This window comes from Alcanivorax sp. 1008, from assembly GCF_020667895.1.
In the GTDB taxonomy this organism is placed as follows: Bacteria; Pseudomonadota; Gammaproteobacteria; order Pseudomonadales; family Alcanivoracaceae; genus PGZG01.
Genome location: NZ_JAFMPS010000001.1, coordinates 1 through 25,039, shown reverse-complemented (window position 1 = coordinate 25,039; position 25,039 = coordinate 1). Strand labels below are relative to the sequence as shown.

Sequence of the window (25,039 nt, the reverse complement as noted above, 5' to 3'; positions counted from 1 at the left end):
GAAAGTGGAGCAGTATAACGACGACGAATTGGTCAGCAAAAGCGAGCTCAAGCGCGAAATGGAGCAGCTGCAGGAGTACGGCCTGCAGTTGATGTCGCTAAAGCCGGCGGAGCTTGCCCGCCTGCCGCTGAATAACGCCTTGCTGCTCGCCATCGAAGAATCCCGCCGCATCACTGCTCACGAAGCTCGCCGGCGTCATGCCCAGTTTGTCGGCAAACTGATGCGCGAGGAGGTCAGCCAGAGCGTAGTGCCGGCACTGCTTGAACTAAAAAACCCTCAGCGCTTACGCTGGCTAATGGATTGGCAGGACCGTCTGGTAGACCTTCCCAATGCGCGCGCTGCGGAAACCCTGATCGATGAAATGATGTCCCGTTACGACGCCACCGACCGCCAGCAGTTACGCAATCTGTGCCGCAATATCATCAGCGCCCGGGTGGATCGCGAGGCTCCTGCCGCCAAACAGGACAAGTACCGGCGCGAACGCAAAAAATTGTCTGACTACCTGAACAGTCTGGAAAAAAACCAGCCACTGTGACACCTTGCTGGAAGCTCTGACGCTGCTATCAGGCGGTTCCTCCCACCGTCAGTGCTTCCACCCGCAGGGTTGGCTGACCCACTCCCACCGGAACTGACTGGCCGTCCTTGCCACACACACCGATGCCGCTATCCAGCGCCAGATCGTTGCCCACCATGCTGATTTTCTGCATCACTTCTGCACCACTACCGATCAGGGTGGCGCCACGCACCGGCGCCACAACTTTGCCCTTCTCCACCAGATAGGCCTCGCTGGTCGAAAATACAAAACGGCCGGAGGTGATATCCACGGACCCACCGCCCATATTGACTGCGTAGATACCACGATCCAGCGAGGCGATGATTTCTGCCGGGTCGGACTCACCCGGCAGCATGTAGGTGTTAGTCATACGTGGCATTGGCAAGTGGGCATAGGACTCCCGGCGACCGTTACCGGTCACACCGACTCCCATCAGACGAGCATTCATCTTGTCCTGCATGTAGCCAACCAGTTTGCCCTTTTCGATCAGCGTGGTGCAGCTGGTCGGTGTGCCCTCATCATCGATATTCAACGAACCACGACGCTCCGCCAAGGTGCCATCATCGACCACAGTGCACAGTGGCGATGCCACTTGCTCACCCATGCGCTTGGCAAACATGGAGGTTCCCTTGCGGTTGAAATCCCCCTCCAGACCATGGCCAACCGCCTCATGCAACAACACGCCAGGCCAGCCCGGGCCTAACACCACGGGCATGCTACCGGCCGGTGCTGCAATGGCATCCAGATTGATCAATGCCTGACGCACCGCATCACGCACCCAGTCTTCCGCACGGCCAGACTCGGCCAGCCAGGCAAAGCCAAGCCGGCCACCACCACCCGAACTGCCCCGCTCACGGCGACCATTGCGCTCCGCGATCACGGACACACTAAGCCTGACCAGCGGGCGAACATCCGCGGCCAGTGTGCCGTCGGTGGCCGCCACCAGCATGGTGTCGTGCACTGCACTGAGGCTCACCGTCACCTCGGAAACTGCGGGGTCCAGTGATCTGGCCAACCGGTCAAGTTGCTGCAGAAACGTCACCTTACGGGCTGACTCCCATGCCGGAATGGGGTTGTGCCCGTGGTACAGGGCGCCATGCTGACTGGCGTTCAGGGATGGCCGCTTGCCGGAGCCGCCATGACGAACAATGGCGCGGGCGGCACCTAGCGCTTCACGCAGGCTGGCGATAGATAGGTCATCGCTGTAGGCAAAACCGGATTTATCGCCACTGACCACCCTGGCACCGACGCCGTGCTCAAGGTTGTAGGACGCCTCGCGAACAATGCCGTTTTCCAGCGCCCACCCCTCGTGCTCGCTGTGCTGGAAATACAAGTCTGCGTAATCCACAGCGGAACCACCGACCTCGCCGAGCAGATTAGCAAGCTGGTCCACATCCAGATTGGCAGGGTTTAGTAGTGTCTGGTTGGCAATTTGCAGTCGATCAAGATTCACGTAAACCGTCCGGTAAGCTGACAGCGAGTCGCTGATGATCATGGACCGGCAGACGCCGGCGGATGTCGTGCATTTCGTCCAGATTGATCTCCGCCACCAGCAGTCCGGGGGCGTCTTGTAAAGCGCTGACCGGCTGTCCCCACGGGTCAACCAGCATGCTGTGTCCGTAGCTTTGCCGGGTTGGGCTGTGCCAGCCGCACTGGTTAACCCCCAGCACATAGCACCCTGTTTCCACTGCCCGGGCACGCAGCAACAACTCCCAGTGGGCACGGCCGGTGACTTCAGTAAAGGCACTCGGATAGATCAGCAGCTCAGCGCCCCGCTGGCGCAGCCTTTGCGCCAGTAGCGGAAAACGCAGATCGTAACAGATCATCAGGCCGGTCTTCAGGCCGCCAATATCTGCCAGCACCACCTGATCTCCCGACTCGAACTGATCAGACTCCTGATAGCGGCCATGACTGTCACCCACCTCCACATCGAATAGATGCAGCTTGTCGTAGCGCGCCACCTGCAGGCCTTGCGGAGAAATCACCAGCAAGGCGGCACGCACCCGGGGCGCCGTCACTGGCGCTCCGTCCGGTCGTGTTGCCAATGGCACACTGCCGGCCACCAGCCAAACCCCCAGACGCTGCGCCGTGGCACTAAGCCAGTCAAGCAAGGCCTGGCCATGCTGTTCGGCCAACGTCCGGTAATCACCACCCTGGCAAAAAACATTCTCCGGCAGAACCAGAATATCAGGAGCAAAAAACGGCACTTGATCAAGCAGCTCTTCAAGCTGCCTTAAATTGGCCTGCCAGTCCGCCCCGGCGGTGTACTGCACGCCAGCCACTTTCATTGTTTTCCCCTGCGCTCTGACATGCTCTGTTCTTCAACTTTTGGCGCATCCCAGTTACCTGTTACCCGATAGGTCAGCGATGTCATTTTTTCCAGTCGCTCGCCCCACAGACGCTCGACTACAAAAATACCGGCACACGCAGCCGGCCCGGCAAGGCAACCAACATAAAGGTTCGACGACACTGGCAATGTCACCTGCATGTAGTGATCCAGAGTTTCCGCCTCAATATCCATTTCACCGCGCAAGCGTAGCTCCGCAGACGGTGACTTGATCTGTAGGTTACTGGTACCAACCAGACTGCCATCGATACTGAAATCACCACTAATTTCCTCGAACGCCAAGCCCTTCTTGTACAGGTCGGTAAAATCGAGTCGCAGACGCCGGCTAACTGTGGCCATGTTAAATACGCCCAGCACTCGCAGCGCGGAGGTTTTAGAATCTGTCTTGGGAATACGTCCCGGACCTATGGCCACCGAGGCCTGTCCCTGGAGGTTGAGATAATCAAACTCCGTCGGGTCTCCGGTCCAGCTGAGGTCAACCACCGCGCGAGCCTCATCACTTTCTATAAATGGATCCAGCTCCCAACGACGCAGGCTTCGGGCAAGATTCCTGCTTTCCAGACTACCGACAAAATGGCTCTGCTCAGTACTGTCCAGAAGAGTCCAGTCGACCTGCCCGCGAATCGCCGTGTTGCGCCAGAAGGCATCAATCTCGGCAATCGACACCCCGTCATCCAAGGGGCGCAGAGCAAATTGCCAACGTCCCATGTCCTCACCCTCAAGGCTCAGTGCATCGAACTGCACGTCCATCACAGGCATGTTAGCCGGATCAACCCTGCCTTCTGCCTGAGCCGCAAAAGACACTTCACCACGCTGCACCGACAACACCATCGGCTTTTCACCGCGTGCTCGATAGCCATCCGGAATCATCAAGGTGCCCGCCAATGTGGGTGCCTCCAAGGCAACTTGCCAGCCGGTGTCCAGCGGCTCTCCCCGCACTGCCGCCTCAGACACTGGAAATCCATACACATCCAAACTGCCGATCTGCATGTCGACAACGGGCCAGTCCATGCCGCTGTCATTGCCTGATTGCTGCAGATAGTCAGTCCAGTCAGCTATTTTCAGCTCCGCCAGCGTACCTTCGATGGTCAAGCCATTGCCCACCGGACGCTGCGCCGCACCGTCGCCGAAGCGAATCCGGCCGGCATGCATATCCGCACCGTCAAGCAGCAAACGGGCCGACAAAAAATCCTGATAACGCAGCAACATATCAGAGCCACTGTCCGTGCCAGTTAGTTCAAGCCGAAAATCCGCCGGGCTGCCTGCCTGTTTGGTAAAGGGCTCTGGCAGATCAACAATCACCTTCTCAAGAGCTGACTCCACCAACAATTTAACTGGCGCACTACGCCGCCACGGCAGTGTCATCAAGCCGGAATAGCCAAACTCCCCGGAGACGGCGCTTAGCCAGCCCAAATCGAGCCAGTTACGCAGCTCCGGGATGTCCACACTACTGCGCCATTTAAGATGGGTACTGCCACCACTAGTCTGCACCACTCCGCTCAAAGGTCGTCCGAAGAGCTGACCGGTAATATCCGGCAATTGCATACCTTCAGCCAGATCAAAACTGAATGGACTAGCTAACTCGCTGACTTGCAACCGACGCTCTTCGGAGTGCAGGCTGACGCCTGCCAGCTTACCCTGTGCACGCACTACCGGGTCCTGAGTATCCGCAGCCAATGGCCAGCTAAGCAGAACTTGCCCCTGATACTGCCCATCAATAACCTGCCAGTCGGCGACCTCGTCCGGCATCTGTTTTGCCAGTGGCGTATCGTGCAGGAGGACGCCGATGCTGTTGGCCGGCCCGTCCAACTGCCCTGACACAATAAGTCTGGGCACTTCATGATCCTGTCGACTTGGAATATCTACCGAGGCGTTGCTAAGCGCAGAGCCAAGCAGCTGACCGCTGACCTGGCGGCCACTGATATGCCGACCATCAATGAGCACCCGCGCCTTCAGCTCAGTAATCAAGGGCCAGTCCGGCAAAAAGCGCAATGTCATATCATCGCTGATGTACTGCATCTGCAGAGTGCGATCCTGCTGTCGGGCCGGGTCGATGACCACCGGCCCCTCATGCAGAAACTGAGCAAGATCGACCGTGCCAGCAACAAACGCTTGATCCAGCCATTCGGCTACTGCCGGGCTTAATTTACCGCGAGGAATATAACGAGCAGCGCCTTCAGCCCGGCCATCTGTCAGCGCCGCCAGCAGGGTTAACTGCGGAATAGTCTCTCGCTGCCAGCGAACTCCAGCCAGCAACTGAGCTCGAGCGTCGTCATTGATAACCTCCAGCCAACCGGTATCCACGGTGAGCTGCTCACCATCATGGCGCCAACGAAATGCACCTTTGGTGGCCGCGCTCAGAGGCTCATCGAACTGAGCGGGCAGACGCAAAGTCAGGCCTGGACTGTCAAGCTGCCCATAGCCAGCATTGGCATCGCCGCTAACCCAGCCAGACAGACCGCTAATGCCGGGTCGTCGCTGATCGGACTGCAAGGAAACACCTTCAAAACGCGCTGACACGGTGTCGATCTCTCGGCCACTGCCGCGCAACGAAAAACGCCGCAGCGTGCCAGCCGGCCGCAAGGCTTCCAGTTGGCCACTAATAGTCAGCCAGAGGTTGTCCTGTCGCCAGGGAAGACGCTGCAACAGGCTACTGAACGGCTCCAGGTCAACATCATGCAGGGCCATCTGCCAGTCCTGCTTGCCAGCCACATTCCAGCCAAGGGTCATGGCGCCAGGCTGCCAGCGGTCCTGCTGATCCGCCAGCACCAGACGGGCCAGCTCCAAGCGATATCCCTCACCGGCACTATCAAGCAAGGCATCGGCACTGAGTCGAGTCAGCTGCCACGGCTCTTGCAGTGGCTCACCACTGAGAGTCAAACCATCAAGCCGAACGCGTAAAGCACTCTGCTCCAGCTCGCCCCCCTGAATGGTCAGCCACCCCTGCATACCCCCGCTGAACTGCTCAGGACGAATCGGCAATGGCCAGCGATGCAGCAGCCAGGGCTCAGCGTTGCGCAGCGACACATCCAGATAGCCCCGACCATTAATCTGCTCGCGCCGATAGGCATCGCCGTTCATGTCGAGGCGCAGGTCAACAAGGATTTCCTCTGCAGCGGAGTGAGCTGTCATAGCCAGACGATGACGTTGCCCGGAGCTCACCATGGCAAGATTCAGCTCGGCGATTTCCAGTGGCTTGGCGCCAGCCATTTCCAACGTGCCGCGCACCTTCTCAATCTGAATACGCTTTTGTCGATAGAGCACTTGCAGAAGTTTTTCGTGTGCTGGCACGGTGGAGTCGGCCGCAGAGCCGAAGGCGTCAATGCCATAAAGCTGCACCCTGCCATCTTCGTCCACCAGAACTCTCACATCGAGACCGCGAATCAGCAACGAACGAGCCCGCAGTGTGCGCCCCAGAAGACTGGGCAGCACATCCACCGTCAGCTCCACCCGCTCAAGCGTTAGCCCGGGATGCTCCGGGTCTGCGCCGGGAAGGTGCACATCATCAAGCACGAATACCGGACTGAGGCCAGACAGATAGCCTGAGAAGCTGCCAATTTCCAGCGGTGTCTGGATGCGAGATTCAATAAGAGTTTCAAGATCAACTCGCCAGGTCGGCACCATGGTGAGCAATTGCTTTGCCACCACCACCCATACGGCAAGCAGCAGAAAACCGCTGGCGGCAAACCACCACAGTCGCTGTCTCAGCCAGTTGGCCGAACGACGCCGCCAACTTATGAGCATTTCAGGTTTCACTAGTTACGCTCACCTTGCTGCCAAATTGGCACCTGTGCCTGCCGCAACAAATGGCCGGTCTCCGCCAGCGGCAAACCAACCACACCGCTATAACTTCCGGACAGATGCTCAACAAATAATGCGCCGAAACCTTGCAGCGCGTAGCTTCCGGCCTTATCCATGGGCTCACCGCTGGACACATAGGCACTGATATCGGCATCAGACAATGTGGCGAAGCGAACCCGTGACTCACTCAGCACATGATCTATACCTGTGTCAGTAATAACTGTGACCGCTGATAGCACCTGATGTTCACGAGCGGAAAGCAACCCCAGCATCTGCCGGGCATGCTCGTCGTTATCTGGCTTGCCAAGAATCTGGCCATCGAATACCACTGAGGTATCTGCGGCCAACAACGCGGCCACACGGCGCTCCTGCTCGGCTAGCCGCTGCCAACCGACGGCGGCCTTTTCGCTGGCCATGCGCCGTACATAGTCTTCCGGGGACTCGCCAGTGTGCGGAGTTTCATCGATTTCCGGGCGCAGTACCTGATGCACCTTTACACCAATGGAGGCCAGCAACTGGGCGCGGCGCGGAGAAGCTGAGGCGAGCCAAAGGCGTCGCATCAGCGCACCAGAAAGCGCTGCCGAACCGTACGCAGCAAGGCATAGACAGGACGCCACAACAGGGCACTGGCAATCGCACCAAGCTGCATCAGCAGCGGGCTATGGTGGGCACGCCCGGCGGCATCCTGGACCAAATAGGAAGCCATGATGGATACGCCCACCAACAGGAATATGACCAGGCTCTGCTGCATCGGTGGAAAAACGCGTAACCGCTTGTAGGTCGCTTGAGCCAGCCATGCGACCACCGCCAAAGCCAGTGCATGTTGACCAAGTACCGCGCCAACCAGCACATCCTGAAACAGGCCTGTGAAAAATCCCCAAAACACACCGACCCGGTATGGCAAGGCAATAACCCAATAGACCAAGACCAGAGTCAGCCATTCCGGGCGGAAGAAACGAACAGGCTCAGGCCAGGGCAGCAATGACACCCATGCGGCAATCAGGATGGTCAGGACGATGACGCCGCTGCCGGCGGGCTTCGTATCACGGCCCATCGATACCGCCCTGCGGCGCTGGCGCCACTGACTGAGGCGCACCCGCCACCAGCAAGACATGGCTGGCACGATCAATCCATGCTGCCGGTCGGGCCTCAACCGTCATAAACGGCTGGCCAGGCTCATGATTAATCGAAACCACCGTGGCAACTGGATAGCCCGCCGGATAACGTCGCCCCAATCCGGTACTAACCAGCAGGTCTCCCTCGGCAATATCTGCACTGTCCGGTACATACAGTAAACTCAAGCGATCCGGGTGGCCGGTGCCTGCCAGAATTGAGCGCACACCACTGCGATTCACCTTGACCGACAAGGCATGCATAGCATCCGTGATCAACAGCACCCGGGAGCTGACGGCACCCACTTCAACAACCTGACCAATCAGGCCGTGTGCATCCAGTACCGCCTGCCCTTTGAACAGGCCTGCATCAGTACCCTTATTGAGAATCAACTCGTGGCGGTTAGGATCCGCCTCAATGCCAATGATCTCCGCCACAAGAACCCGGGCATCCAGATTCGCTGAAGAGTTCAACAGCTCGCGCAGCCGGACATTCTCTGCCTCAAGCACAGCCAATCGTTGAGAGCGCTGCTCCAGTACTAACAACTGCCGATCCAAGCGTTCATTCTCTTCTAGCAACTCGGAGCGTGAGCGTGCCTGACTACGAATCCCGGCCAGCAAATTGCCCGGCAGGTTGGCCAGATAATGAATGGGTCCGGTGACAAAGCTGACCGGATAACGCACGGTGTCGCCCCAGGGGCTACGCTGGTCAACAAGAATCAGGATAGTGGATAGCACGATAGCCGCCAGCAGGCGGTAACCGGAACGACCACTGTTGTCGGAGAACAGACCGGCGATGACGGGCCTCCGCGGCAGCCGGGCGGGCGCCCGGTCAGATGCTGGTGATCAGGTCGAGACCACGGGTATCCATGATCTCCAGTGCTTTACCACCGCCACGGGCGACACAGGTCAGCGGGTCATCGGCAACGATCACCGACAGGCCAGTTTCTTCAGCCAGCAGCTTGTCGATGTCACGCAGCAGCGCACCACCACCCGTCAGCACCATGCCGCTATCAGCGATATCCGAGGCCAGTTCCGGCGGCGATGCTTCAAGGGCATTTTTCACACCATTGACGATGGCCGACAGCGGCTCGCGCAGGGCTTCCAGAATTTCTTCACTATTCAGGGTGAACTGACGAGGCACACCTTCCGCAAGGTTGCGACCGCGCACATCGATCTCCAGCAGCTCTCCGCCAGGGAACGCGCAACCAATTTCCTGCTTGATACGCTCGGCAGTAGACTCACCAATCAGGCTGCCGTATTCCTTGCGGACAAAGGCAACGATGGCTTCATCAAACTTGTCGCCACCAATACGCAAGGACTGCGAGTAGACAATACCGTTGAGGGAAATAATGGCGATCTCGGTGGTACCACCCCCAATATCCACCACCATAGAGCCCTTCGCCTCATGCACCGGCAGCTCTGCACCGATGGCCGCAGCCATCGGCTCCTCAATCAGAAACACCTCCCGGGCACCCGCACCGTAGGCAGAATCCAGAATCGCCTTGCGCTCTACCTGAGTCGACTGGCACGGCACACACACCAGAACCCGAGGCGCCGGCGGGAAAAAGCCGGTTTCATGCACTTTCTTGATGAAGTACTGCAGCATCTTTTCAGTAACTTCAAAGTCCGCAATAACGCCATCCTTCATGGGCCGGATGGCGGTGATGTTACCCGGGGTACGCCCGAGCATCCGTTTTGCCTCAGTACCCACGGCGGCGACGCTCTTCTGCGCCCCCTGATGCCGGATCGCCACCACCGACGGCTCATCCAGCACAATACCCCGGCCACGCACATAGATAAGGGTGTTGGCAGTACCAAGGTCGATAGACAGATCAGTGGAGAACATCCCGCGGATGCGTTTGAAGAAAGACATGGCTGGGCAGATTCCTGATTTTCAAGCGAAAGACGGGTAGTCCCGCCATAATCGCGCAACTCTAGCAATGGCATGGGGATTCGGCAAGCAAACAGGGCCCCAAGGGGTGCCGGGCAGATCGCAGATATGGTAGTTTTGCCGCCTTTCCCGCCCCTGCCGGAGACCCTCATGGCAATTGATCAGGACACTGTGCTGAAAGTGGCCCATCTGGCCCGCCTGCATGTCAGCGCCGAACAGAGTCAGGCCCTTGCTGGCCGATTGAGCGATATTCTCAATATGGTGGACGAACTGCAGCAAGCCGAGGTCGACAATATCACCCCGCTGGCCCACCCCCTGGATGTCAGCCAACCGCTGCGTGAGGACCTTGTCCAGCCCGCAGATCTACGCGACCGCGTGCTACCACTTGCGCCGGCCAGTGAAGGCAACTGTTTCCTCGTACCACGGGTGATCGAATGACCCTGCATAAACATACTCTGACCGAACTGAAGGCACTGCTAGATGGCGGCAAGGTTTCAGCCCGCGAGCTAACTGATACTTTTCTGGCCCGCATAGAGTCACTGGACGGCGAACTGAACAGCTTTGTTACGGTCACCACCGAGCAGGCACGCCTTGAAGCCGATGCCGCTGATGCGGCGCGCAGCAAAGGCGAAGCCGGCTTACTCAATGGCCTGCCAATTGCTCATAAAGATATCTTTTGCACTGACGGGGTACGCACCTCCTGCGGCTCGCGCATGCTGGACAATTTCATTTCACCCTATGACGCAACAGTGGTGAAAAAAATGCGCGCCGCCGGTGCCATCATGCTGGGCAAAACCAACATGGACGAGTTCGCAATGGGCTCCTCCAATGAAACAAGTTTTTATGGCCCGGTAAAAAATCCGTGGGACTTATCCCGCGTTCCGGGCGGCTCCTCCGGTGGCTCCGCTGCCGCGGTAGCCGCACGCCTGGCACCAGCAGCCACCGGCACCGATACCGGCGGATCCATTCGCCAACCGGCGGCGCTGACCGGCATTACTGGCCTTAAACCCACCTATGGCACCGTATCCCGGTGGGGCATGATCGCTTTTGCCTCAAGCCTTGATCAGGCTGGGCCAATGGCACAGAGCGCTGCGGATTGCGCCTTGATGTTGCAAACCATGGTTGGCCATGACGTCAAGGACTCCACTAGTCTGGATCGCACTGCGGATGATTATCTCGCCGATCTCGACAAACCACTGGCCGGCCTCACCGTCGGTTTGCCGGAAGAATTCTTCCCCGCATCGCTGGACGGCCGCATTGCCGAGTTGACCAGAGAAACAGCGCGGGAACTAGAGCGCCAAGGCGCCAAGGTGGTCAGCGTATCGCTGCCGAGCGTGAAACTTTCCGTACCAGCTTATTATGTAATTGCACCAGCTGAAGCATCATCAAACCTGTCCCGTTTTGATGGCGTTCGCTACGGCTATCGTTGTCAGGATCCGGTCGACTTGATGGATCTTTACAAGCGCTCGCGCAGCGAAGGATTTGGCGACGAAGTGCAACGCCGCATTCTCGTCGGCACCTATGCGCTGTCCCATGGTTACTACGATGCCTACTACTTGCGTGCGCAAAAGGTACGACGCTTGATCAGCGATGATTTCGCCCGGGCATTTGAAAAGGCGGATGTCATTCTCGGCCCAACTTCCCCGGAAGTCGCCTTCCAGCTAGGGGCCAAGAAAGATGATCCAGTGACCATGTATATGGCCGACGTATTCACTATTGCGGTTAACCTTGCTGGCCTGCCCGCACTTTCGATGCCCGGCGGCGCGATTGACGGCCTACCGGTCGGCGTGCAGCTGATTGGTAACTACTTTCGTGAAGGACAGATTCTTAACGTGGCCCACCGCTACCAACAGGCCACTGACTGGCACCGTCAGGCTCCGGCCTTCGGAGGTGACAAATGAGCGCCTGGGAAACCGTAATTGGCCTTGAAATTCACGTTCAGCTAGCCACTAAAACCAAGATCTTCTCCTCCGCCAGCACCGCAGTTGGTGCCGAGCCGAACAGTCATGCCTCGCTGGTCGATCTGGCCATGCCCGGCACCCTGCCGGTACTAAACCGTGAAGCGGTAAATATGGCCGTAAAGTTTGGCTTGGCGGTGGGCGCGGAGATTAATCGCCACTCTGCTTTTGAGCGTAAGAATTACTTCTATCCAGACCTCCCCAAGGGCTACCAGACCACACAGCTGGCAGAACCAATCGTTGGCGCTGGCAGCGTAGAACTGATACTGGATGACGGCAGCCGCAAGACCGTGCGCATCCATCACGCTCATCTGGAGGAGGATGCCGGCAAATCACTGCATGAAGACTTCCATGGAATGACCGGCATTGACCTGAACCGTGCCGGGACACCGCTGATTGAGGTGGTCACCGAGCCAGATATGCGCAGCGCCGAAGAAGCCGTGGCTTTTGCCCGCGCACTTCACAGCCTGGTTACTGCAATTGGCATCTGTGATGGCGAAATGTCTCAGGGCTCGCTGCGCTTCGACGTCAACGTCTCGGTGCGGCGCAAAGGCGAGGAAAAGCTTGGCACCCGCACCGAAACAAAAAACCTGAATTCGTTCCGCTTTATGGAAATGGCGATCAAGAAAGAAGTGGAACGGCAGATCGATATTCTTGAAGACGGTGGCAGCATCACTCAGGAAACGCGTCTTTTTAACGGCGACACCGGCGTATCGCGGTCCATGCGAAGCAAAGAAGACGCCAACGATTATCGCTACTTTCCGTGCCCCGATTTATTGCCGGTAATGCTTAGCGAGGAACAAATTATCGAGTTGAAAAACTCCCTGCCGGAGTTGCCCGCTCAACGTCTCGGACGCTTTGCCCAACAGTACAGCTTGTCCGATTACGATGCTCGCATACTGTCATCTGATCTTGCCACCAGTGACTATTTTGAGGCTGTGGCAGAACTCAGCGGCGACGCCAAGCTAGCGGCCAACTGGATTATGGGCGAGCTCACCGCCAGATTGAATGCTGAAGAAAAATCCATTAGCGAATGCCCCATGTCCGCGCCAGACTTGGCCGAACTAATTGCTCGCCTTAAGGACAACACAATCAGCTCCAAGATCGCCAAGCAGGTTTTCGAGGCATGTTGGAATGGTGAGGGCAGCCCTGATCAGGTTATCGAAGCTCGTGGCCTGAAGCAGGTCTCCGATAGTGGCGAGCTGCAAAAGATGGTTAACAAGATCATTGCCGAAAACGCCACACAGGCTGAAGCCTATCGTGCTGCCGACGAGGCCAAGCGGAAGAAAATGTTTGGCTTTTTCGTCGGCCAGGCAATGAAGGCCTCGCAGGGAAAGGCCAACCCTCAGCAGATTAATGAGCTGCTTATGAAGGCGCTCAACAGCTAGAATTTAGCTGCGCCATGAGCCGTTCCTACATCGGGAGAATCATTATGGAAACGCTGCGCAACCGGGTAACGGTAGAGTTTCGGGAGCATTTGGCTATTGTCAGCCTGAACCGAGCGGAGAAGTATAACGGACTTGATCTGGACATGATGTATGCCCTGATTGACGCCGCCAAATTAATCCGCAGAAAACGTGAAGTGCGTGCCGTGATTCTGCGTGGCGATGGCAAGGCATTTTGCGCCGGCCTGGACTTTGCCACGGTAATGCGCAAACCGATTGCCATTGCCCGCGCTTTTCTGCCATGGCTGCGCAAGGATAATGTATTTCAGCGCATGTGCCTGATTTGGCGAGACTTGCCAGTACCGGTTATTGCCGTAACCCATGGCTACTGTTTTGGCGGCGGCATGCAGCTCGTTCTGGCTTGCGACTTCCGCTTCAGCACCCCGGACTGCCAGTTCTCGATCATGGAAATCAAGTGGGGCCTGATCCCTGACATGAGCGCCTCCGTAACCCTGCGAGATCTGCTACCCGCCGATGTCGCCATGGAGCTAACCATGACCGGACGCATTGTCGAAGCAAAAGAAGCACTTGAGCTTCACCTTATCAGCCGTATTGACGAGCAGCCGATGCTTGCCGCCGAACAACTTGCAGCTGCCATTGCGGAACGCTCTCCAGACGCCATCAGCGCCGCCAAGGCCCTGTTTCGCAGCACGCGGCATAGCAGCGAACGACGCGCCCTGGCTCGGGAAAGAAGACTACAGCTGGGCCTGCTTTTGGGTAGCAACCAGCGTGAAGCCATGAAGGCTAACTTCGAAAAACGCCCTCCCGCATTCCGCCAGCGCTAGGCCCACGGGAATTGTGAAAATGTGACCTGCCCCACAGGTGAGCATGTCGCAACGCGATCTGGTCGTCTGTCTTGGGCAGCGCATTTAAGTCATAATCGGGGCACTCTCCAGTCACGGAGTTTCCGCCACGGAGCCAGTATCACAATGATTTCGCTCGCCGAACCCACTCCAGGCTTTTCCGCATTGATGCGGCAGTACAAACGCCTTGTTAATGACTTGCTGGAGAGCCTGACATTGACACCGGAAAGCATCTCTCTGAGCCCCAGCAATGATTTGCTGAAATCGGGCATATCGGCGGGTAAGACCTATCTGGTCAAGACCGGCATGGTCGGAGTGCGATCCATGGGCCGCCGCCTTTTCACTTGGGATGAGGGCGATCTGATTCTTCCTGACGCCGCGCCAGATGCCCCTGACAGTATGCAGTATGTGTCGGAAGGACCGGTTATTTTGCACAGTTTCGACACGCTGGAATTGGTGCGGGGCGCTCTGGCTTCAGCGGAAACTGCTCGCCTGTGGACTCGTCTGCTGATGACTCAGCAATCCATTTTGCTGCGCTTGCTTGCGTCCCAGTCGGATGCCGACACCCAGACCACACCGGGGTTCGCCTACTATCAACCGGGCGATGTGATTATTGGCCAGGGTGACAAGCCTGACTATGTCTTTAGCCTGTTTGAAGGGACTGCCGATGTAATTGTCGACGATGTGGTGGTTGGCGACGTGAGCGAAGGCGAGGTCCTTGGCGCTCTGGCGGTGTTGACCCACTCCCCGCGCTCGGCAACCGTTCGCGCCCGAACACGCTGCTCGGTGGTTAAGGTGCCAAAGGATCAGTTTAAAACCCTGATTCGCAGCAATCCGACCATGATCCACGGCCTGATGACAGACATGGCAAAACAGATCAAGAAGCTTAATGAGAAGGTGGTGCAGCTGTCAGGTGCAGGAGCTCACTGAGCCACTGAAGAGCATCACACTGACCGGCGCAATATGAACCAAAGCAGGGCCACCGCACCACCGGCGGCAACCACCAGCAACAGCCCGGTCACCCACCAGCCCCAATGACCACGATGAGCAGCAGCCGTGGCAAGCGCCGGCTGGTTAGATTCGGTCTGCGCGGCAGACTGGGCAGCCTCAATATCCTTGTCGGTAACAGGTTTCATGGCCGGCTGAGTATCATCCTCAGCAGGCAACGCCTGATCTATTTCCGGCACCGCCTCACCGGTCCAGGCGCAGACTAGCTCGCGGCGACAGCGGCGAAACTCTGCGGGGCCGATGGCACCTTCGGCGAAGGACTCCGTCAACGCCAACAGGTCGCGGTTGATGCCCTCCGAGGCCGATTTCATGATGCCTCCGGTTCAATCACAATCACGGAAACATTATCCCGGGCGCCATGATGAATCGCTTGATCAATCAACGACTGGGCGCACTGCTCAACTCCGCCCTGACCAAGAGTCTGGGTAATCTCTTCGCGGGAGAGTTCGTTGTAAAGCCCATCACTGCATAGTAAAAAGCGATCACCGGGCAGAATATCAAACATCACCACGTCAACCACCAAGGCAGCGGCTCCGCCGACGGCACGGGTAATCACATTGGCATTGGGGTGGGAGTCCGCCTCCTCCTCTGACAGAACGCCGGCATCAACCAGCCGCTGAACCTGACTATGGTCACGGGATAGCGGTTCCAAACTACCCTCACGCAGACGGTATAACCGCGAATCTCCCGCCCACACGCAGGCCCCGTAGCCCTTACCGGCAAGCATCGCCACCACCGTGGAGCCCATTGTCCGACCCGAGAACTCCTTGCCCGCATGGTCACGCATAGCAGCGTTGACCGCAACGAGGGCTGCCTCGACGGCATCAACAAAAAGGCTGAAATTATCAGGCCGCTTAACCGACGCAAGGGCATCAATCACCATACGGCTGGCTACATCACCTGCTTCATGGCCGCCCATTCCATCAGCCACTGCCCAAAGAGCGATGCCCGGTACGGCAACCACTGCATCTTCGTTATGTTTGCGCCGAACACCCTGATCAGTCAGAGCGCAAAAATGCCAGTCCGCCACAATTCCCCCGCGGGTTATTTGTTTTCTTCCGTGGCATGAACCTCACTGCGCCTCTGCTTAGCGGGCGCCACAAGGCGTCAACGGGACAACCTTAGCGCACCCGCCGCAACAGCACCACTCCCGCCACCAGACAAATTATCGCCGGCGCCAGTGCCGCCCACATCGGCGACGCGTCGAACACCAGGCTCATATGGCCAAAGAACTGTTGCCCATAATGAAACACCAGGCCAGCTAGAATGCCAGCGGTCATGCGCAAGCCCATGCTGACCTGACGCAATGGCCCGAAGATAAACGATACGGCAATCATCACCATGCCCAAAACACCCAGCGGCTGAGCCAGCTTTTGCCAGAATACCAACATATATTCACCCGCATGGATGCCTTGCTGCTGCAGATAACGGGCATATTCGTAAATCTTGCTAACCGCCAAGTGCTCCGGTTGAAGCACGATCACCGAAAGCACATCAGGGGTCAGCTGAATATCCCACTGGCCACTATCTTCCGCCCAGGCTTCAATATGGTCATCAAACAGCCTGCTGCCGCGCACACCCTCCAGCGACCATTTATTGCCCTGATAGATAGCCCGACTAATAAATCGGGTTTCCACCAACTGGTGAGTCTCATCCAGACGATAGCGGGTTACGCCATGTAACACCCCGTTTGGCTCTACCGCACTGATATGGATAAACTCGTTTCCCTCCCGATGCCAAAGACCGGACTGACCTCCCAGCGCCACTCCACCGGTTTCAGCCAAGGATCGATTACTTCGAGCGATCTGTTCAGTATGTGGCGAAATATACTCCGCCACGAATAAACCGATCAGCAACAACAGAATCGTTGGCCGCAGCACCATCCAGGTAATCCTCCCGGTGGATACTCCCGCTGCACGCATAACCGTCAGCTCGCCGCTATTCGCCAACAACCCCAAGCCCGCCAACGCGCCGAGCAAAATCGCCATCGGTAAAAACTCGGCCAAACGTCTGGGCAAAGTGGTCACCACAAACTGCAGCGCCTGCAGAATCTGGTATTCGTTACGCAGGGACTCCAACTCGAATACAAAACTAAAAAGACCATCAAGCAGCATCAGGATTGCGATGATCAGCAGCACAGGAATCATGACCGCGCGCCATATGTAGCGGCGAAGCAACCTCATGCAGACCTCCGCCGCAGATCAGCCAGCCACAGGCGCAAACAGTGCTCGTTAAGCAACAGAACCACCGCCGCAAACGCAACAACATGGACCAGATACATATTGTCCTGCCAGCCAATTTCATCAATTTGCATCTTTGCCAGCCGGCTGCGCATTACCAGCAGCAAACCTACATAACCCAAGTAAAACAGCAGTGCCGGCGCCAACCGATTAAATTGCCCCTGACGAGGACTGACCTGACTCAGGGGCACCGCGGCAATCAGCATCATCGGCACCAACAGCACTAGCGAAATGCGCCACTGCAACTCTGCCCGGGCGTCCGCACCGGGTAACACCATTAACTCCATGGTGGGCAGACTGCGCACCTTCGGTGGCTTGGCGACGGTGCGCTCTTCCCCGATCTTGACCATCGCCTCGCTGAACTCCACTCGCCGATAATCGGGGTCTCCCGGCGCACCCTGATATTGAAAACCCTCTTCCAGATAGAGATAGGCCAAGCCATCTCTCTCAACCACCCGGCCACGACCAGCCATAACCGTAAGCAATGACCCTGGACTGTCATCACTGGCATAACGAAAGTCTGATATAAAAATATTCTCAAGGGCTTCTTCTTCACGATTGAGAGACTCAGCGTATGCAGTACGCATCCCGAGCTTGTCTCCGCGGGAGTGGAATCGCCCGGGAGTCAGTAGCTCCAGCACCGACCTGCCGCGCTGCTCCTCCAGCACCCTGGCCACTTCCGTCTCGCCATAGGGAGTGACATACAGGCCAAACAGGCCAACCACAAAAGTGGTCACCAACATGGGCGCGATCAAGCCACGAACAATCCCTGACTGACCTATACCACCAGAGCGCAGTACCGCCATCTCGCTGTCCGAGTACATCCGCCCAAGCACCAGCAAAATCGAAATAAAGACACTAAGCGGCAAAATAAGCTGGAGAAATTCGGGCATCCGGTAGAGGATCACGGCAAACAACACATCGGCGGATATTTCACCAGTGGCAGCACTAGCCAGATACTTGATAAAGCGGCCGCTGACCAGCACCATCATCAGCACGACGGTTACCACTATGGTGGTCGTAAGTAGCTGCCGATTAATGTACCGGTGAAGAATCAAAACCTGTCCCGCCCTGTCGAAGTGACGGGCATTGTAACCCAGGAGTTCCCATGGAGTACGCCATCAGCGGCAAGAAGGTCTCTGCCCTGAAAACCGACTGCCTGATTCTGGCAGTCGATGAAAAAGCCACCCTGCTGCCGGCTGACCTGCCCGCTGGCACGTCCAGCCAGATCAGGCAGTTAATCAAGGACCGTGACTTCAGCGGAAAAAAGAACCAGACGCTGCTCGTCTCCCAGCCCACTGACCTGCCAGCCAAACGCTTGCTGCTGGTTGGCACAGGCGACTTGCCGCTAGCGCCAGGGGCCTTTATCAAGATGCTCAGCAGCGCCGTGCAGGCGCTAAAAGCCAGCGGTAGCCGCAATGCCGCCTGGTTGCTCAACGACACACTGGTGCGGGATCAGGATGTGCTTTGGCAGGTTCGCGAAGGCACGCGCGCAGTGGATGAAGCGCTATACCGATTTGACCAATACCGGAGTAAACCGGCCACTGGCTCCCCGCTCACCAACTTTACCTTTATCGGCGAAGGCTCCAAGGCAGCGCTTCAGGAAGCGCTGCGTCAGGGACAGGCGGTCGCCGCCGGCGTCACCCTTTGCCGAGATCTTGGCAACCAGCCACCAAACCAGTGCTACCCGGCCTACCTGACTGAGCAGGCACGAACGCTGGCCAAACAGTACCCGGCACTCAAAGTGTCGGTAATCTCCGAAGCTCAGGCGGAGAAAATGGGCATGGGAGCGTTCTGCGCTGTAGCTCGAGGCAGTGAGCGCGAAGGCCAAATCATTATCATGGAATACAAAGGCGCTAAAGGCGCACCAGTGGCATTAGTCGGCAAGGCCGTAACTTTCGACACCGGCGGCATCTCGCTAAAACCGGGGGCCGGCATGGACGAGATGAAATACGACATGGGCGGCGGAGCCAGCGTATTCGGCGCAGTAAAAGCTGTCTGCGAGCTGAGCCTGCCAATTCACTTGGTCGCCGTAGTCGCCGCAGCAGAAAACATGCCCGATGGCCGCGCCTCCCGTCCGGGCGACATCGTTACCAGTCTGTCTGGCCAAACCGTTGAGATTCTCAATACCGACGCAGAGGGCCGACTAGTGCTGTGCGACGCTCTGACTTGGGTACAGCAGAAGCACAAACCTCATACGGTCATTGATATCGCCACCCTGACCGGCGCCTGCGTGGTTGCCCTGGGCAGCCACGCTCAGGCGGTCTACGCCAATGACCATGAGTTGGCCAAGGCCCTGCTCGATGCTGGCGACGATTCCATGGACAGAGGATGGCCCATGCCGCTGTGGGATGACTATCAGGAGCAACTGGATAGCCCATTTGCGGATATGGCCAATATCGGCGGCCCAAAGGCCGGCTCGATTACCGCCGCGTGCTTTCTATCCCGATTTACCAAAGAGGTGAAGTGGGCCCATCTGGATATCGCTGGAACCGCATGGATAAGCGCCGGCAAACAAAAGGGGGCTACCGGCCGCCCGGTGCCCATGCTCACCCGCTACCTGATGGATCTGGCCAGCAGCTAAGCTGCCATACCCAGCGGAAATGCCCCTCTGGCATTCCCGCTGGGATCGCGGCACCCTGTACAAAGCAATGTACTCCAGCAAAACGAGAATCCGGCATGACTGATCAACGCAAGCCTCCCGGCAAGCCCTCTCCCAAGGCCCTGCTTGATGAGCTGACTTCTATTCAGTCACTTCTCGGTGATGCGGACAAAGATGTCGAGCCGTCTTCGCTTCTTGATGATGATGTGCCACTACTTGACCCAGCCGAAGCGGATATCGATGAGGGTGGCGACCACCACCAACAGATTTCCCTGCTTGACGGGCCAGAAAGACCGGAACCACTCAACAAGGCCCTGCTGGAAAGAGAAAATCCATTCCTGCCACGCAAAGTTATGGCCGTGCAACCTCCGCCAACAGCAAAGCCTGCACCAGCACCTGACAGCATTGATGAAGCCCGACTGCACGCACTGGCGGATGAAGTATTGGCCGACTGGATGCCGAAAATCGAACAGGACTTGCGCAATCGCCTGTTAGCACTGCTGCGAAAACCATCCTGAGTCAGCCAGCAATTTCCCCGCTGCTTCGGTATAATCTCTGGCCTTGTGACAATCGACACGCCGGGAATTTTCATGGACAAGACCTACCAACCTGACGCCATTGAGCGGCGCTGGTATGAGCATTGGGAAAAAGCTGGTTACTTCGCTCCACAAGGCGAGGGCAAGCCCTACTGCATCATGATTCCTCCGCCGAACGTCACTGGCTCTCTTCATATGGGCCACGGCTTCAACAACGCGATCATGGATACACTGATCCGCTATCACCGCATGAAGGGGCAACGGGCCCTGTGGCAAATGGGCACCGACCATGCCGGCATTGCCACCCAGATGGTGGTAGAGCGCAAGCTGGCCGCTGAGGGCGAGTCACGCCACAGCCTTGGCCGGGAAAAATTTCTGGAGAAAGTCTGGCAATGGAAAGCTGAGTCCGGCGGCACCATCGGGCGCCAGCTGCGTCGCATTGGCTCATCACTGGACTGGTCGAGAGAACGCTTCACCATGGACGAGGGACTGTCCCGAGCAGTTCAAACAGCATTTATTCGCCTGTTTGATGAAGGGCTGATCTACCGTGGCAAGCGACTGGTCAACTGGGATCCCCAGTTCCACACTGCAATTTCCGACCTGGAAGTGGAAAACAAGGAAGAGGCCGGTCATATGTGGCACTTCCGCTATCCGTTAAGCGACGGCTCAGGCCATCTGGTGGTCGCCACCACACGCCCTGAAACCATGCTTGGTGATACAGCCGTTGCCGTGCACCCGGAAGATCCACGCTACCGCGATTTAATTGGCAAAACGATCCGCCTGCCACTGACCGATCGTGAAATCCCGATCATCGGTGATGACTATGTCGACCCAGACTTCGGCTCCGGCTGCGTCAAAATCACCCCGGCACATGATTTCAATGATTACGAAGTTGGTAAGCGTCATAACCTGCCAATGATCAACATCATGACCCGCGACGCCAGCCTGAATGATCAGGTCCCCGAGGCATACCGTGGACTTGACCGGTTTATTGCTCGCAAAAAAGTGGTTGATGATCTCGACGGGCTCGGCCTGCTGGAGAAGATTGATGACCACAAGTTAATGGTGCCACGAGGCGACCGTTCTGGAGCGGTAATCGAACCGTTCCTGACAGACCAATGGTTTGTCGCCATTGCCTCGTTAGCTGACCCCGCCATCAAGGCAGTCGAAAGTGGACAGATTCAGTTTGTTCCAAAGCAGTACGAGAACATGTACTTCTCGTGGATGAGGGACATTCAGGACTGGTGTATTTCACGGCAGCTGTGGTGGGGGCATCGAATCCCGGCTTGGTACGATGACGCCGGGAATATCTATGTTGGTGAGAATGAGGCTGCGGTTCGGCAGAAGTACTCTCTGGATGAGCGCACTCTGCATCAGGACGACGATGTTCTTGATACGTGGTTCAGCTCTGCCCTGTGGACATTCTCAACGCTAGGCTGGCCGGACAATACCGAAGAGCTGAAGTTATTTCACCCTACGGATGTATTGGTGACTGGCTTCGACATCATTTTCTTCTGGGTTGCGCGGATGATCATGATGACACTGAAGTTTACAGGTCAGGTTCCTTTCAAAACGGTGTATGTACATGGACTTGTGCGCGATGCCGAAGGCCAGAAGATGTCGAAGTCGAAAGGCAATGTCCTTGACCCGCTCGACCTGATCGATGGCATCTCTCTACAGTCGCTAGTGGAAAAGCGCACCAATGGTCTGATGCAGCCACAGATGGCCCAAAAGATTGATAAGCGTACCCGCAAGGAATTCCCTGACGGCATCCAAAGTTATGGCACTGATGCGCTGCGCTTTACTTTCCTGTCACTGGCTTCTACTGGACGCGACATCAAGTGGGACATGGGCCGCATTGAAGGCTACCGTAACTTCTGCAACAAGATCTGGAACGCAGCACGATATGTGATGATGAATACGGAGGATCAGGATTGCGGTTTGGATCCTGCCGACGAGGTTAGTTTATCACTGGCGGACCGCTGGATCATTTCCGCCCTCCAGCGTGCCGAACAGGAAATCATGGACGCGCTAGAACAGTTCCGCTTCGACCAGGCATCCCACGCAGCTTACGAATTCATCTGGAACGAGTACTGCGACTGGTACCTTGAGCTGTCCAAACCGGTGCTTTATGGCGACGAATACAGCGATGCGGAGAAGCGCGGCACCCGACGCACTCTGGTTCGAGTGCTAGAAAGCATTCTCCGCCTCGCGCATCCATTTATGCCGTTTATCACCGAGGAAATCTGGCAACGAATCGCACCGCTTGCTGGCGTTCAAGGTGAGACTATCATGCTCGCCCCCTTCCCGGCGCCGGAGCAGGATAAACTGGACAGCATCGCCGAAGCAGACACTGAGTGGCTCAAAGATGTGATCACCGCAATCCGGAATATCCGCGGGGAGATGCGCATTCCTCCGGGAAAGGCATTGCCGCTCTATCTGCATAATGGTGATGAACAAGATCTTCGCCGTCTTAACGAAAACCGTAATTTTCTTTCAAAACTGGCCAAACTGGAAAACATTGTCTGGTTGTCCCCAGAGCAGTCCGCTCCACCCTCCGTCACCCAGCTTGTTGGACGCATGGAGATTTTGGTGCCGATGGCCGGTCTTATAGATAAGGCCGCAGAACTTGATCGCCTCGGCAAAGAAATACAGAAGCTGAAGCAGGAAGTAAGCCGCGCCGATGAACGACTGAAGAATCCTGGCTTTACGGACCGGGCCCCGGCGGATGTGGTCGCCAAAGAGCGCGACAAGCTCAATGAGTATCGCTCCCAACTGGCCAAGCTGGAAGAGCAAGCGGAAAAAATAAAGTACTTGTAAGGGGGCGGACCCCAGCACCTCACGGAGCACTGCCATGACAAAGGTCGACCATAGACGCAGCCGGATTCTAACTGCTGCTCAAGAGGTCTTTGCTGAGCATGGCTTTCGCTCCGCCGATGTAAAAACCATCGCTGAACGCGCAGGCGTCGGCAAAGCTACTATCTATAAGTTCTTTGACTCAAAAGAGTCGCTACTGCTGACCATTGTTGAGGAAAATCTTAACCACATCCGTGATATTGCGCTTAAACAGCTAATCAGCAACAAACCGCCGCTGGAGCGATTGCGGGGAGTATGCATAGACATCGCCCGATTTCTTTCAGGCAACAGGGAATTCAGCCGGGTTCTTATTCAGGAGGCCGGCGAGTTTGCTGGAGACATCCAGCGCCAGCACTTTGCCCTTATGGAGCAGTATCTACCTTTGGCAGAGGTCTTTTTTAATGAGATGAGAAAGGACGGCTATTTCACCGCTTTGGAAACCCGCGCCACAATGCAGCTAATGGTGAATGTTCTGATCGGCACCACCTATACCTGGGCTCTAACCGGCAATGGTGATATGGAAGAACAGGCACTACTGTATATGGATGTGTTGATTCAGGGACTTAAGAAAACGACCTGATGTTCATTTATGCCGATGGCTGGACAGCAAGCTTCGACCAGTCCGCTTGGCCGGACAACACCGCCTCTGCAATACCCGTCATAATCTGTTTATAGCGGGCAATCGTCTCAGCAGAGCAATCGGTGTCGTTGAGAAGATAGAGAGAATAACTTTCCAGCGTCCAGATCAGGGTCAGATAAACCAGCTCATCCAACTCACGTCCAGTTACCCGTAGCATCTCCGACTTCATTACCCCTGCCACAGCCTTATAGGCTGTCGCCCGATGAGGAGCCAATACGGAATCCGCACGACGCGCCTCCTCCATCATCAGCCGAATGATCGGCCCAAGACTCAGGTGATAGTCAAAGTAGATATTACAACTATTCCGGATGACCTCCTGAACCGACCGAGATCGCTCCGCCTCCCGGCGAAACCTGAGAATCATGTTCTCTATCGATATCTGGTAGATACTTTCCAATACATCGAACTTATTGCGGAAATATTTGTAAAAAGTTCGTCTGGAAATAGACGCCGCATCGAGAAGATCCTGAACCGTGGTTCGCTCCAGTCCGCGGCGGGAAAATACCGCAATGGAGTGAATCAGAATCTCCGTCCTGGCATGGGCCCGCCCTGCGGGGCCATCATCTCGCTGGGCGCTGAGTACCCGGTTAATAATCTCCCGGATAGCATCCAACTCGTAGGGACTGGTTGCGGAAGTCATGGATGAACACCGTGTTTACCTTTCCAAGAAGGTTACCCTGAGTCAGCAGATGAGTAAACACGGCGTAACCCTTTTGTGGGCTTAGCCTTCAGGCCGGCATAACGGAACAGCGTATGCCCACCGCCTTACGGCGCGCCCAGACCTTCTCATGAAAGTGGTAGGCAATGGTGTTAACCATCGGCTCTACCATCGCCACGGCACCACCGATAATCATATCTCCCGTCATCATCCAAACCACAAGGAATGCGACGCCCACGTGCATGATACCGAACGAAATAGTCTTGCTCATGACCTGCTCCTGCTGACCTCTCTATGACGCCCTAACCGGCAAGCCAAGAATAAAGAACGCATGAGGATAGAAAAAGGCAATTATATGAATACATCTAAGTGCAAAAAACTATTACTTGATGCCGCTAATCAACAGCGACGGCAGGGAGGCTTTTAGCGCAAGCCAGAGTAAAGCCCTAAATAAAAAACCCCCGTCGCTTTCGCGACGGGGGTTTCTTTATTTAAGTGCCTGACGATGACCTACTCTCACATGGCGAATGCCACACTACCATCGGCGATGCTTCGTTTCACTTCTGAGTTCGGGATGGGATCAGGT

General features: G+C 56.7%; 23 protein-coding genes and 1 rRNA gene. 10 read left to right on the top strand and 14 right to left on the bottom strand.

Annotated features, from left to right (window positions below):
* Nucleotides 1–4 precede the first annotated feature (4 nt).
* Complete coding sequence (yjgA, locus tag J1C54_RS00120) at nucleotides 5–535, top strand: ribosome biogenesis factor YjgA (RefSeq protein ID WP_229143802.1); 531 nt, start codon at nucleotides 5–7, stop codon at nucleotides 533–535.
* Nucleotides 536–563: 28 nt separating this feature from the next.
* On the opposite strand, the gene tldD is transcribed toward yjgA, so the two are convergent.
* From tldD to J1C54_RS00085, 7 genes are all read right to left on the bottom strand, one after another.
* Nucleotides 564–2,048 (bottom strand): metalloprotease TldD, encoded by a 1,485-nt coding sequence (gene tldD / locus J1C54_RS00115; protein ID WP_229143801.1) that lies wholly within the window; start codon nucleotides 2,046–2,048, stop codon nucleotides 564–566.
* Complete coding sequence (locus J1C54_RS00110; protein WP_229143800.1) at nucleotides 1,996–2,841, bottom strand: carbon-nitrogen hydrolase family protein; 846 nt, start codon at nucleotides 2,839–2,841, stop codon at nucleotides 1,996–1,998. The genes tldD and J1C54_RS00110 overlap by 53 nt, the downstream gene beginning before the upstream one ends.
* Entirely contained in the window at nucleotides 2,838–6,656 is a 3,819-nt protein-coding gene (locus J1C54_RS00105) for a YhdP family protein (RefSeq protein WP_229143799.1), read from the bottom strand. Before J1C54_RS00105 ends, J1C54_RS00110 begins: the two co-directional genes overlap by 4 nt.
* On the bottom strand, nucleotides 6,656–7,261 hold the full coding sequence (locus J1C54_RS00100) for a nucleoside triphosphate pyrophosphatase (RefSeq protein WP_229143798.1): 606 nt from the start codon (nucleotides 7,259–7,261) through the stop codon (nucleotides 6,656–6,658). Before J1C54_RS00100 ends, J1C54_RS00105 begins: the two co-directional genes overlap by 1 nt.
* Complete coding sequence (gene mreD / locus J1C54_RS00095) at nucleotides 7,261–7,755, bottom strand: rod shape-determining protein MreD (RefSeq protein WP_229143797.1); 495 nt, start codon at nucleotides 7,753–7,755, stop codon at nucleotides 7,261–7,263. Before mreD ends, J1C54_RS00100 begins: the two co-directional genes overlap by 1 nt.
* A complete protein-coding gene (mreC, locus tag J1C54_RS00090; protein WP_255612450.1) occupies nucleotides 7,745–8,563 on the bottom strand; it encodes a rod shape-determining protein MreC in 819 nt (272 codons plus the stop codon). Before mreC ends, mreD begins: the two co-directional genes overlap by 11 nt.
* A gap of 82 nt (nucleotides 8,564–8,645) precedes the next feature.
* Nucleotides 8,646–9,689, bottom strand: coding sequence for a rod shape-determining protein (locus tag J1C54_RS00085; RefSeq protein WP_229143795.1), 1,044 nt, complete (start codon nucleotides 9,687–9,689; stop codon nucleotides 8,646–8,648).
* Nucleotides 9,690–9,857: 168 nt separating this feature from the next.
* Here J1C54_RS00085 and gatC point away from each other — a divergent pair, with 168 nt between their 5' ends.
* The 5 genes from gatC to J1C54_RS00060 all read left to right on the top strand — a co-directional run bounded on the left by gatC (nucleotide 9,858) and on the right by J1C54_RS00060 (nucleotide 14,843).
* Nucleotides 9,858–10,145 carry an Asp-tRNA(Asn)/Glu-tRNA(Gln) amidotransferase subunit GatC gene (gene gatC / locus J1C54_RS00080; protein WP_229143794.1) on the top strand — a complete coding sequence of 96 codons (288 nt, stop codon included), beginning with the start codon at nucleotides 9,858–9,860 and terminating at the stop codon, nucleotides 10,143–10,145.
* A 2-nt stretch (nucleotides 10,146–10,147) separates the two neighbouring features.
* The gene (gene gatA / locus J1C54_RS00075; RefSeq protein WP_229144314.1) at nucleotides 10,148–11,608 is read left to right on the top strand and encodes an Asp-tRNA(Asn)/Glu-tRNA(Gln) amidotransferase subunit GatA; all 1,461 of its coding nucleotides are present in this window, start codon (nucleotides 10,148–10,150) and stop codon (nucleotides 11,606–11,608) included.
* Nucleotides 11,605–13,053: an Asp-tRNA(Asn)/Glu-tRNA(Gln) amidotransferase subunit GatB gene (gene gatB / locus J1C54_RS00070; protein WP_229143793.1), complete on the top strand. Its 1,449-nt coding sequence runs from the start codon at nucleotides 11,605–11,607 to the stop codon at nucleotides 13,051–13,053. Before gatA ends, gatB begins: the two co-directional genes overlap by 4 nt.
* A gap of 44 nt (nucleotides 13,054–13,097) precedes the next feature.
* Nucleotides 13,098–13,895, top strand: a complete 798-nt coding sequence (locus J1C54_RS00065; RefSeq protein ID WP_229143792.1) for a crotonase/enoyl-CoA hydratase family protein — start codon at nucleotides 13,098–13,100, stop codon at nucleotides 13,893–13,895.
* A 144-nt stretch (nucleotides 13,896–14,039) separates the two neighbouring features.
* Complete coding sequence (locus J1C54_RS00060; RefSeq protein ID WP_229143791.1) at nucleotides 14,040–14,843, top strand: cyclic nucleotide-binding domain-containing protein; 804 nt, start codon at nucleotides 14,040–14,042, stop codon at nucleotides 14,841–14,843.
* Between the two features lie 14 nt (nucleotides 14,844–14,857).
* Here the strand turns inward: J1C54_RS00060 and J1C54_RS00055 are convergent, their stop codons facing one another.
* The 4 genes from J1C54_RS00055 to lptF form a co-directional block, all read right to left on the bottom strand.
* Nucleotides 14,858–15,232 carry a hypothetical protein gene (locus tag J1C54_RS00055; protein WP_229143790.1) on the bottom strand — a complete coding sequence of 125 codons (375 nt, stop codon included), beginning with the start codon at nucleotides 15,230–15,232 and terminating at the stop codon, nucleotides 14,858–14,860.
* Complete coding sequence (locus tag J1C54_RS00050) at nucleotides 15,229–15,951, bottom strand: protein phosphatase 2C domain-containing protein (protein WP_229143789.1); 723 nt, start codon at nucleotides 15,949–15,951, stop codon at nucleotides 15,229–15,231. Before J1C54_RS00050 ends, J1C54_RS00055 begins: the two co-directional genes overlap by 4 nt.
* A gap of 91 nt (nucleotides 15,952–16,042) precedes the next feature.
* Nucleotides 16,043–17,104 (bottom strand): LPS export ABC transporter permease LptG, encoded by a 1,062-nt coding sequence (lptG, locus tag J1C54_RS00045; protein ID WP_229143788.1) that lies wholly within the window; start codon nucleotides 17,102–17,104, stop codon nucleotides 16,043–16,045.
* Entirely contained in the window at nucleotides 17,101–18,219 is a 1,119-nt protein-coding gene (lptF, locus tag J1C54_RS00040; protein ID WP_229143787.1) for an LPS export ABC transporter permease LptF, read from the bottom strand. Before lptF ends, lptG begins: the two co-directional genes overlap by 4 nt.
* Nucleotides 18,220–18,269: 50 nt before the next feature.
* Here lptF and J1C54_RS00035 point away from each other — a divergent pair, with 50 nt between their 5' ends.
* The 4 genes from J1C54_RS00035 to J1C54_RS00020 all read left to right on the top strand — a co-directional run bounded on the left by J1C54_RS00035 (nucleotide 18,270) and on the right by J1C54_RS00020 (nucleotide 23,735).
* Nucleotides 18,270–19,745, top strand: a complete 1,476-nt coding sequence (locus J1C54_RS00035; protein ID WP_229143786.1) for a leucyl aminopeptidase — start codon at nucleotides 18,270–18,272, stop codon at nucleotides 19,743–19,745.
* Between the two features lie 95 nt (nucleotides 19,746–19,840).
* Complete coding sequence (locus tag J1C54_RS00030) at nucleotides 19,841–20,281, top strand: hypothetical protein (protein ID WP_229143785.1); 441 nt, start codon at nucleotides 19,841–19,843, stop codon at nucleotides 20,279–20,281.
* A 72-nt stretch (nucleotides 20,282–20,353) separates the two neighbouring features.
* Nucleotides 20,354–23,119: a valine--tRNA ligase gene (locus tag J1C54_RS00025; protein ID WP_229143784.1), complete on the top strand. Its 2,766-nt coding sequence runs from the start codon at nucleotides 20,354–20,356 to the stop codon at nucleotides 23,117–23,119.
* 34 nt (nucleotides 23,120–23,153) lie between these two features.
* Nucleotides 23,154–23,735: a TetR/AcrR family transcriptional regulator gene (locus J1C54_RS00020; protein WP_229143783.1), complete on the top strand. Its 582-nt coding sequence runs from the start codon at nucleotides 23,154–23,156 to the stop codon at nucleotides 23,733–23,735.
* A 7-nt stretch (nucleotides 23,736–23,742) separates the two neighbouring features.
* Here J1C54_RS00020 and J1C54_RS00015 read toward each other — a convergent pair whose 3' ends face one another.
* The 3 genes from J1C54_RS00015 to rrf form a co-directional block, all read right to left on the bottom strand.
* The gene (locus J1C54_RS00015) at nucleotides 23,743–24,435 is read right to left on the bottom strand and encodes a TetR/AcrR family transcriptional regulator (protein WP_229143782.1); all 693 of its coding nucleotides are present in this window, start codon (nucleotides 24,433–24,435) and stop codon (nucleotides 23,743–23,745) included.
* An 88-nt stretch (nucleotides 24,436–24,523) separates the two neighbouring features.
* Entirely contained in the window at nucleotides 24,524–24,724 is a 201-nt protein-coding gene (locus tag J1C54_RS00010; RefSeq protein WP_229143781.1) for a DUF2061 domain-containing protein, read from the bottom strand.
* A gap of 226 nt (nucleotides 24,725–24,950) precedes the next feature.
* Nucleotides 24,951–25,039 (bottom strand): 5S ribosomal RNA (rrf, locus tag J1C54_RS00005); the annotation flags it as partial.

Coding starts and splice junctions, on each gene's coding strand:
- gatC (WP_229143794.1), top strand. CDS start 9,858: ATGGCAATTGATCAGGACACTGTGCTGAAAGTGGCCCATCTGGCCCGC.
- J1C54_RS00020 (WP_229143783.1), top strand. CDS start 23,154: ATGACAAAGGTCGACCATAGACGCAGCCGGATTCTAACTGCTGCTCAA.
- mreD (WP_229143797.1), bottom strand. CDS start 7,755: ATGGGCCGTGATACGAAGCCCGCCGGCAGCGGCGTCATCGTCCTGACC.
- lptG (WP_229143788.1), bottom strand. CDS start 17,104: ATGAGGTTGCTTCGCCGCTACATATGGCGCGCGGTCATGATTCCTGTG.
- J1C54_RS00010 (WP_229143781.1), bottom strand. CDS start 24,724: ATGAGCAAGACTATTTCGTTCGGTATCATGCACGTGGGCGTCGCATTC.
- J1C54_RS00100 (WP_229143798.1), bottom strand. CDS start 7,261: ATGCGACGCCTTTGGCTCGCCTCAGCTTCTCCGCGCCGCGCCCAGTTG.
- J1C54_RS00065 (WP_229143792.1), top strand. CDS start 13,098: ATGGAAACGCTGCGCAACCGGGTAACGGTAGAGTTTCGGGAGCATTTG.
- J1C54_RS00025 (WP_229143784.1), top strand. CDS start 20,354: ATGGACAAGACCTACCAACCTGACGCCATTGAGCGGCGCTGGTATGAG.
- J1C54_RS00030 (WP_229143785.1), top strand. CDS start 19,841: ATGACTGATCAACGCAAGCCTCCCGGCAAGCCCTCTCCCAAGGCCCTG.
- J1C54_RS00015 (WP_229143782.1), bottom strand. CDS start 24,435: ATGACTTCCGCAACCAGTCCCTACGAGTTGGATGCTATCCGGGAGATT.
- J1C54_RS00110 (WP_229143800.1), bottom strand. CDS start 2,841: ATGAAAGTGGCTGGCGTGCAGTACACCGCCGGGGCGGACTGGCAGGCC.
- tldD (WP_229143801.1), bottom strand. CDS start 2,048: ATGATCATCAGCGACTCGCTGTCAGCTTACCGGACGGTTTACGTGAAT.
- J1C54_RS00055 (WP_229143790.1), bottom strand. CDS start 15,232: ATGAAATCGGCCTCGGAGGGCATCAACCGCGACCTGTTGGCGTTGACG.
- J1C54_RS00085 (WP_229143795.1), bottom strand. CDS start 9,689: ATGTCTTTCTTCAAACGCATCCGCGGGATGTTCTCCACTGATCTGTCT.
- J1C54_RS00060 (WP_229143791.1), top strand. CDS start 14,040: ATGATTTCGCTCGCCGAACCCACTCCAGGCTTTTCCGCATTGATGCGG.
- J1C54_RS00035 (WP_229143786.1), top strand. CDS start 18,270: ATGGAGTACGCCATCAGCGGCAAGAAGGTCTCTGCCCTGAAAACCGAC.
- gatB (WP_229143793.1), top strand. CDS start 11,605: ATGAGCGCCTGGGAAACCGTAATTGGCCTTGAAATTCACGTTCAGCTA.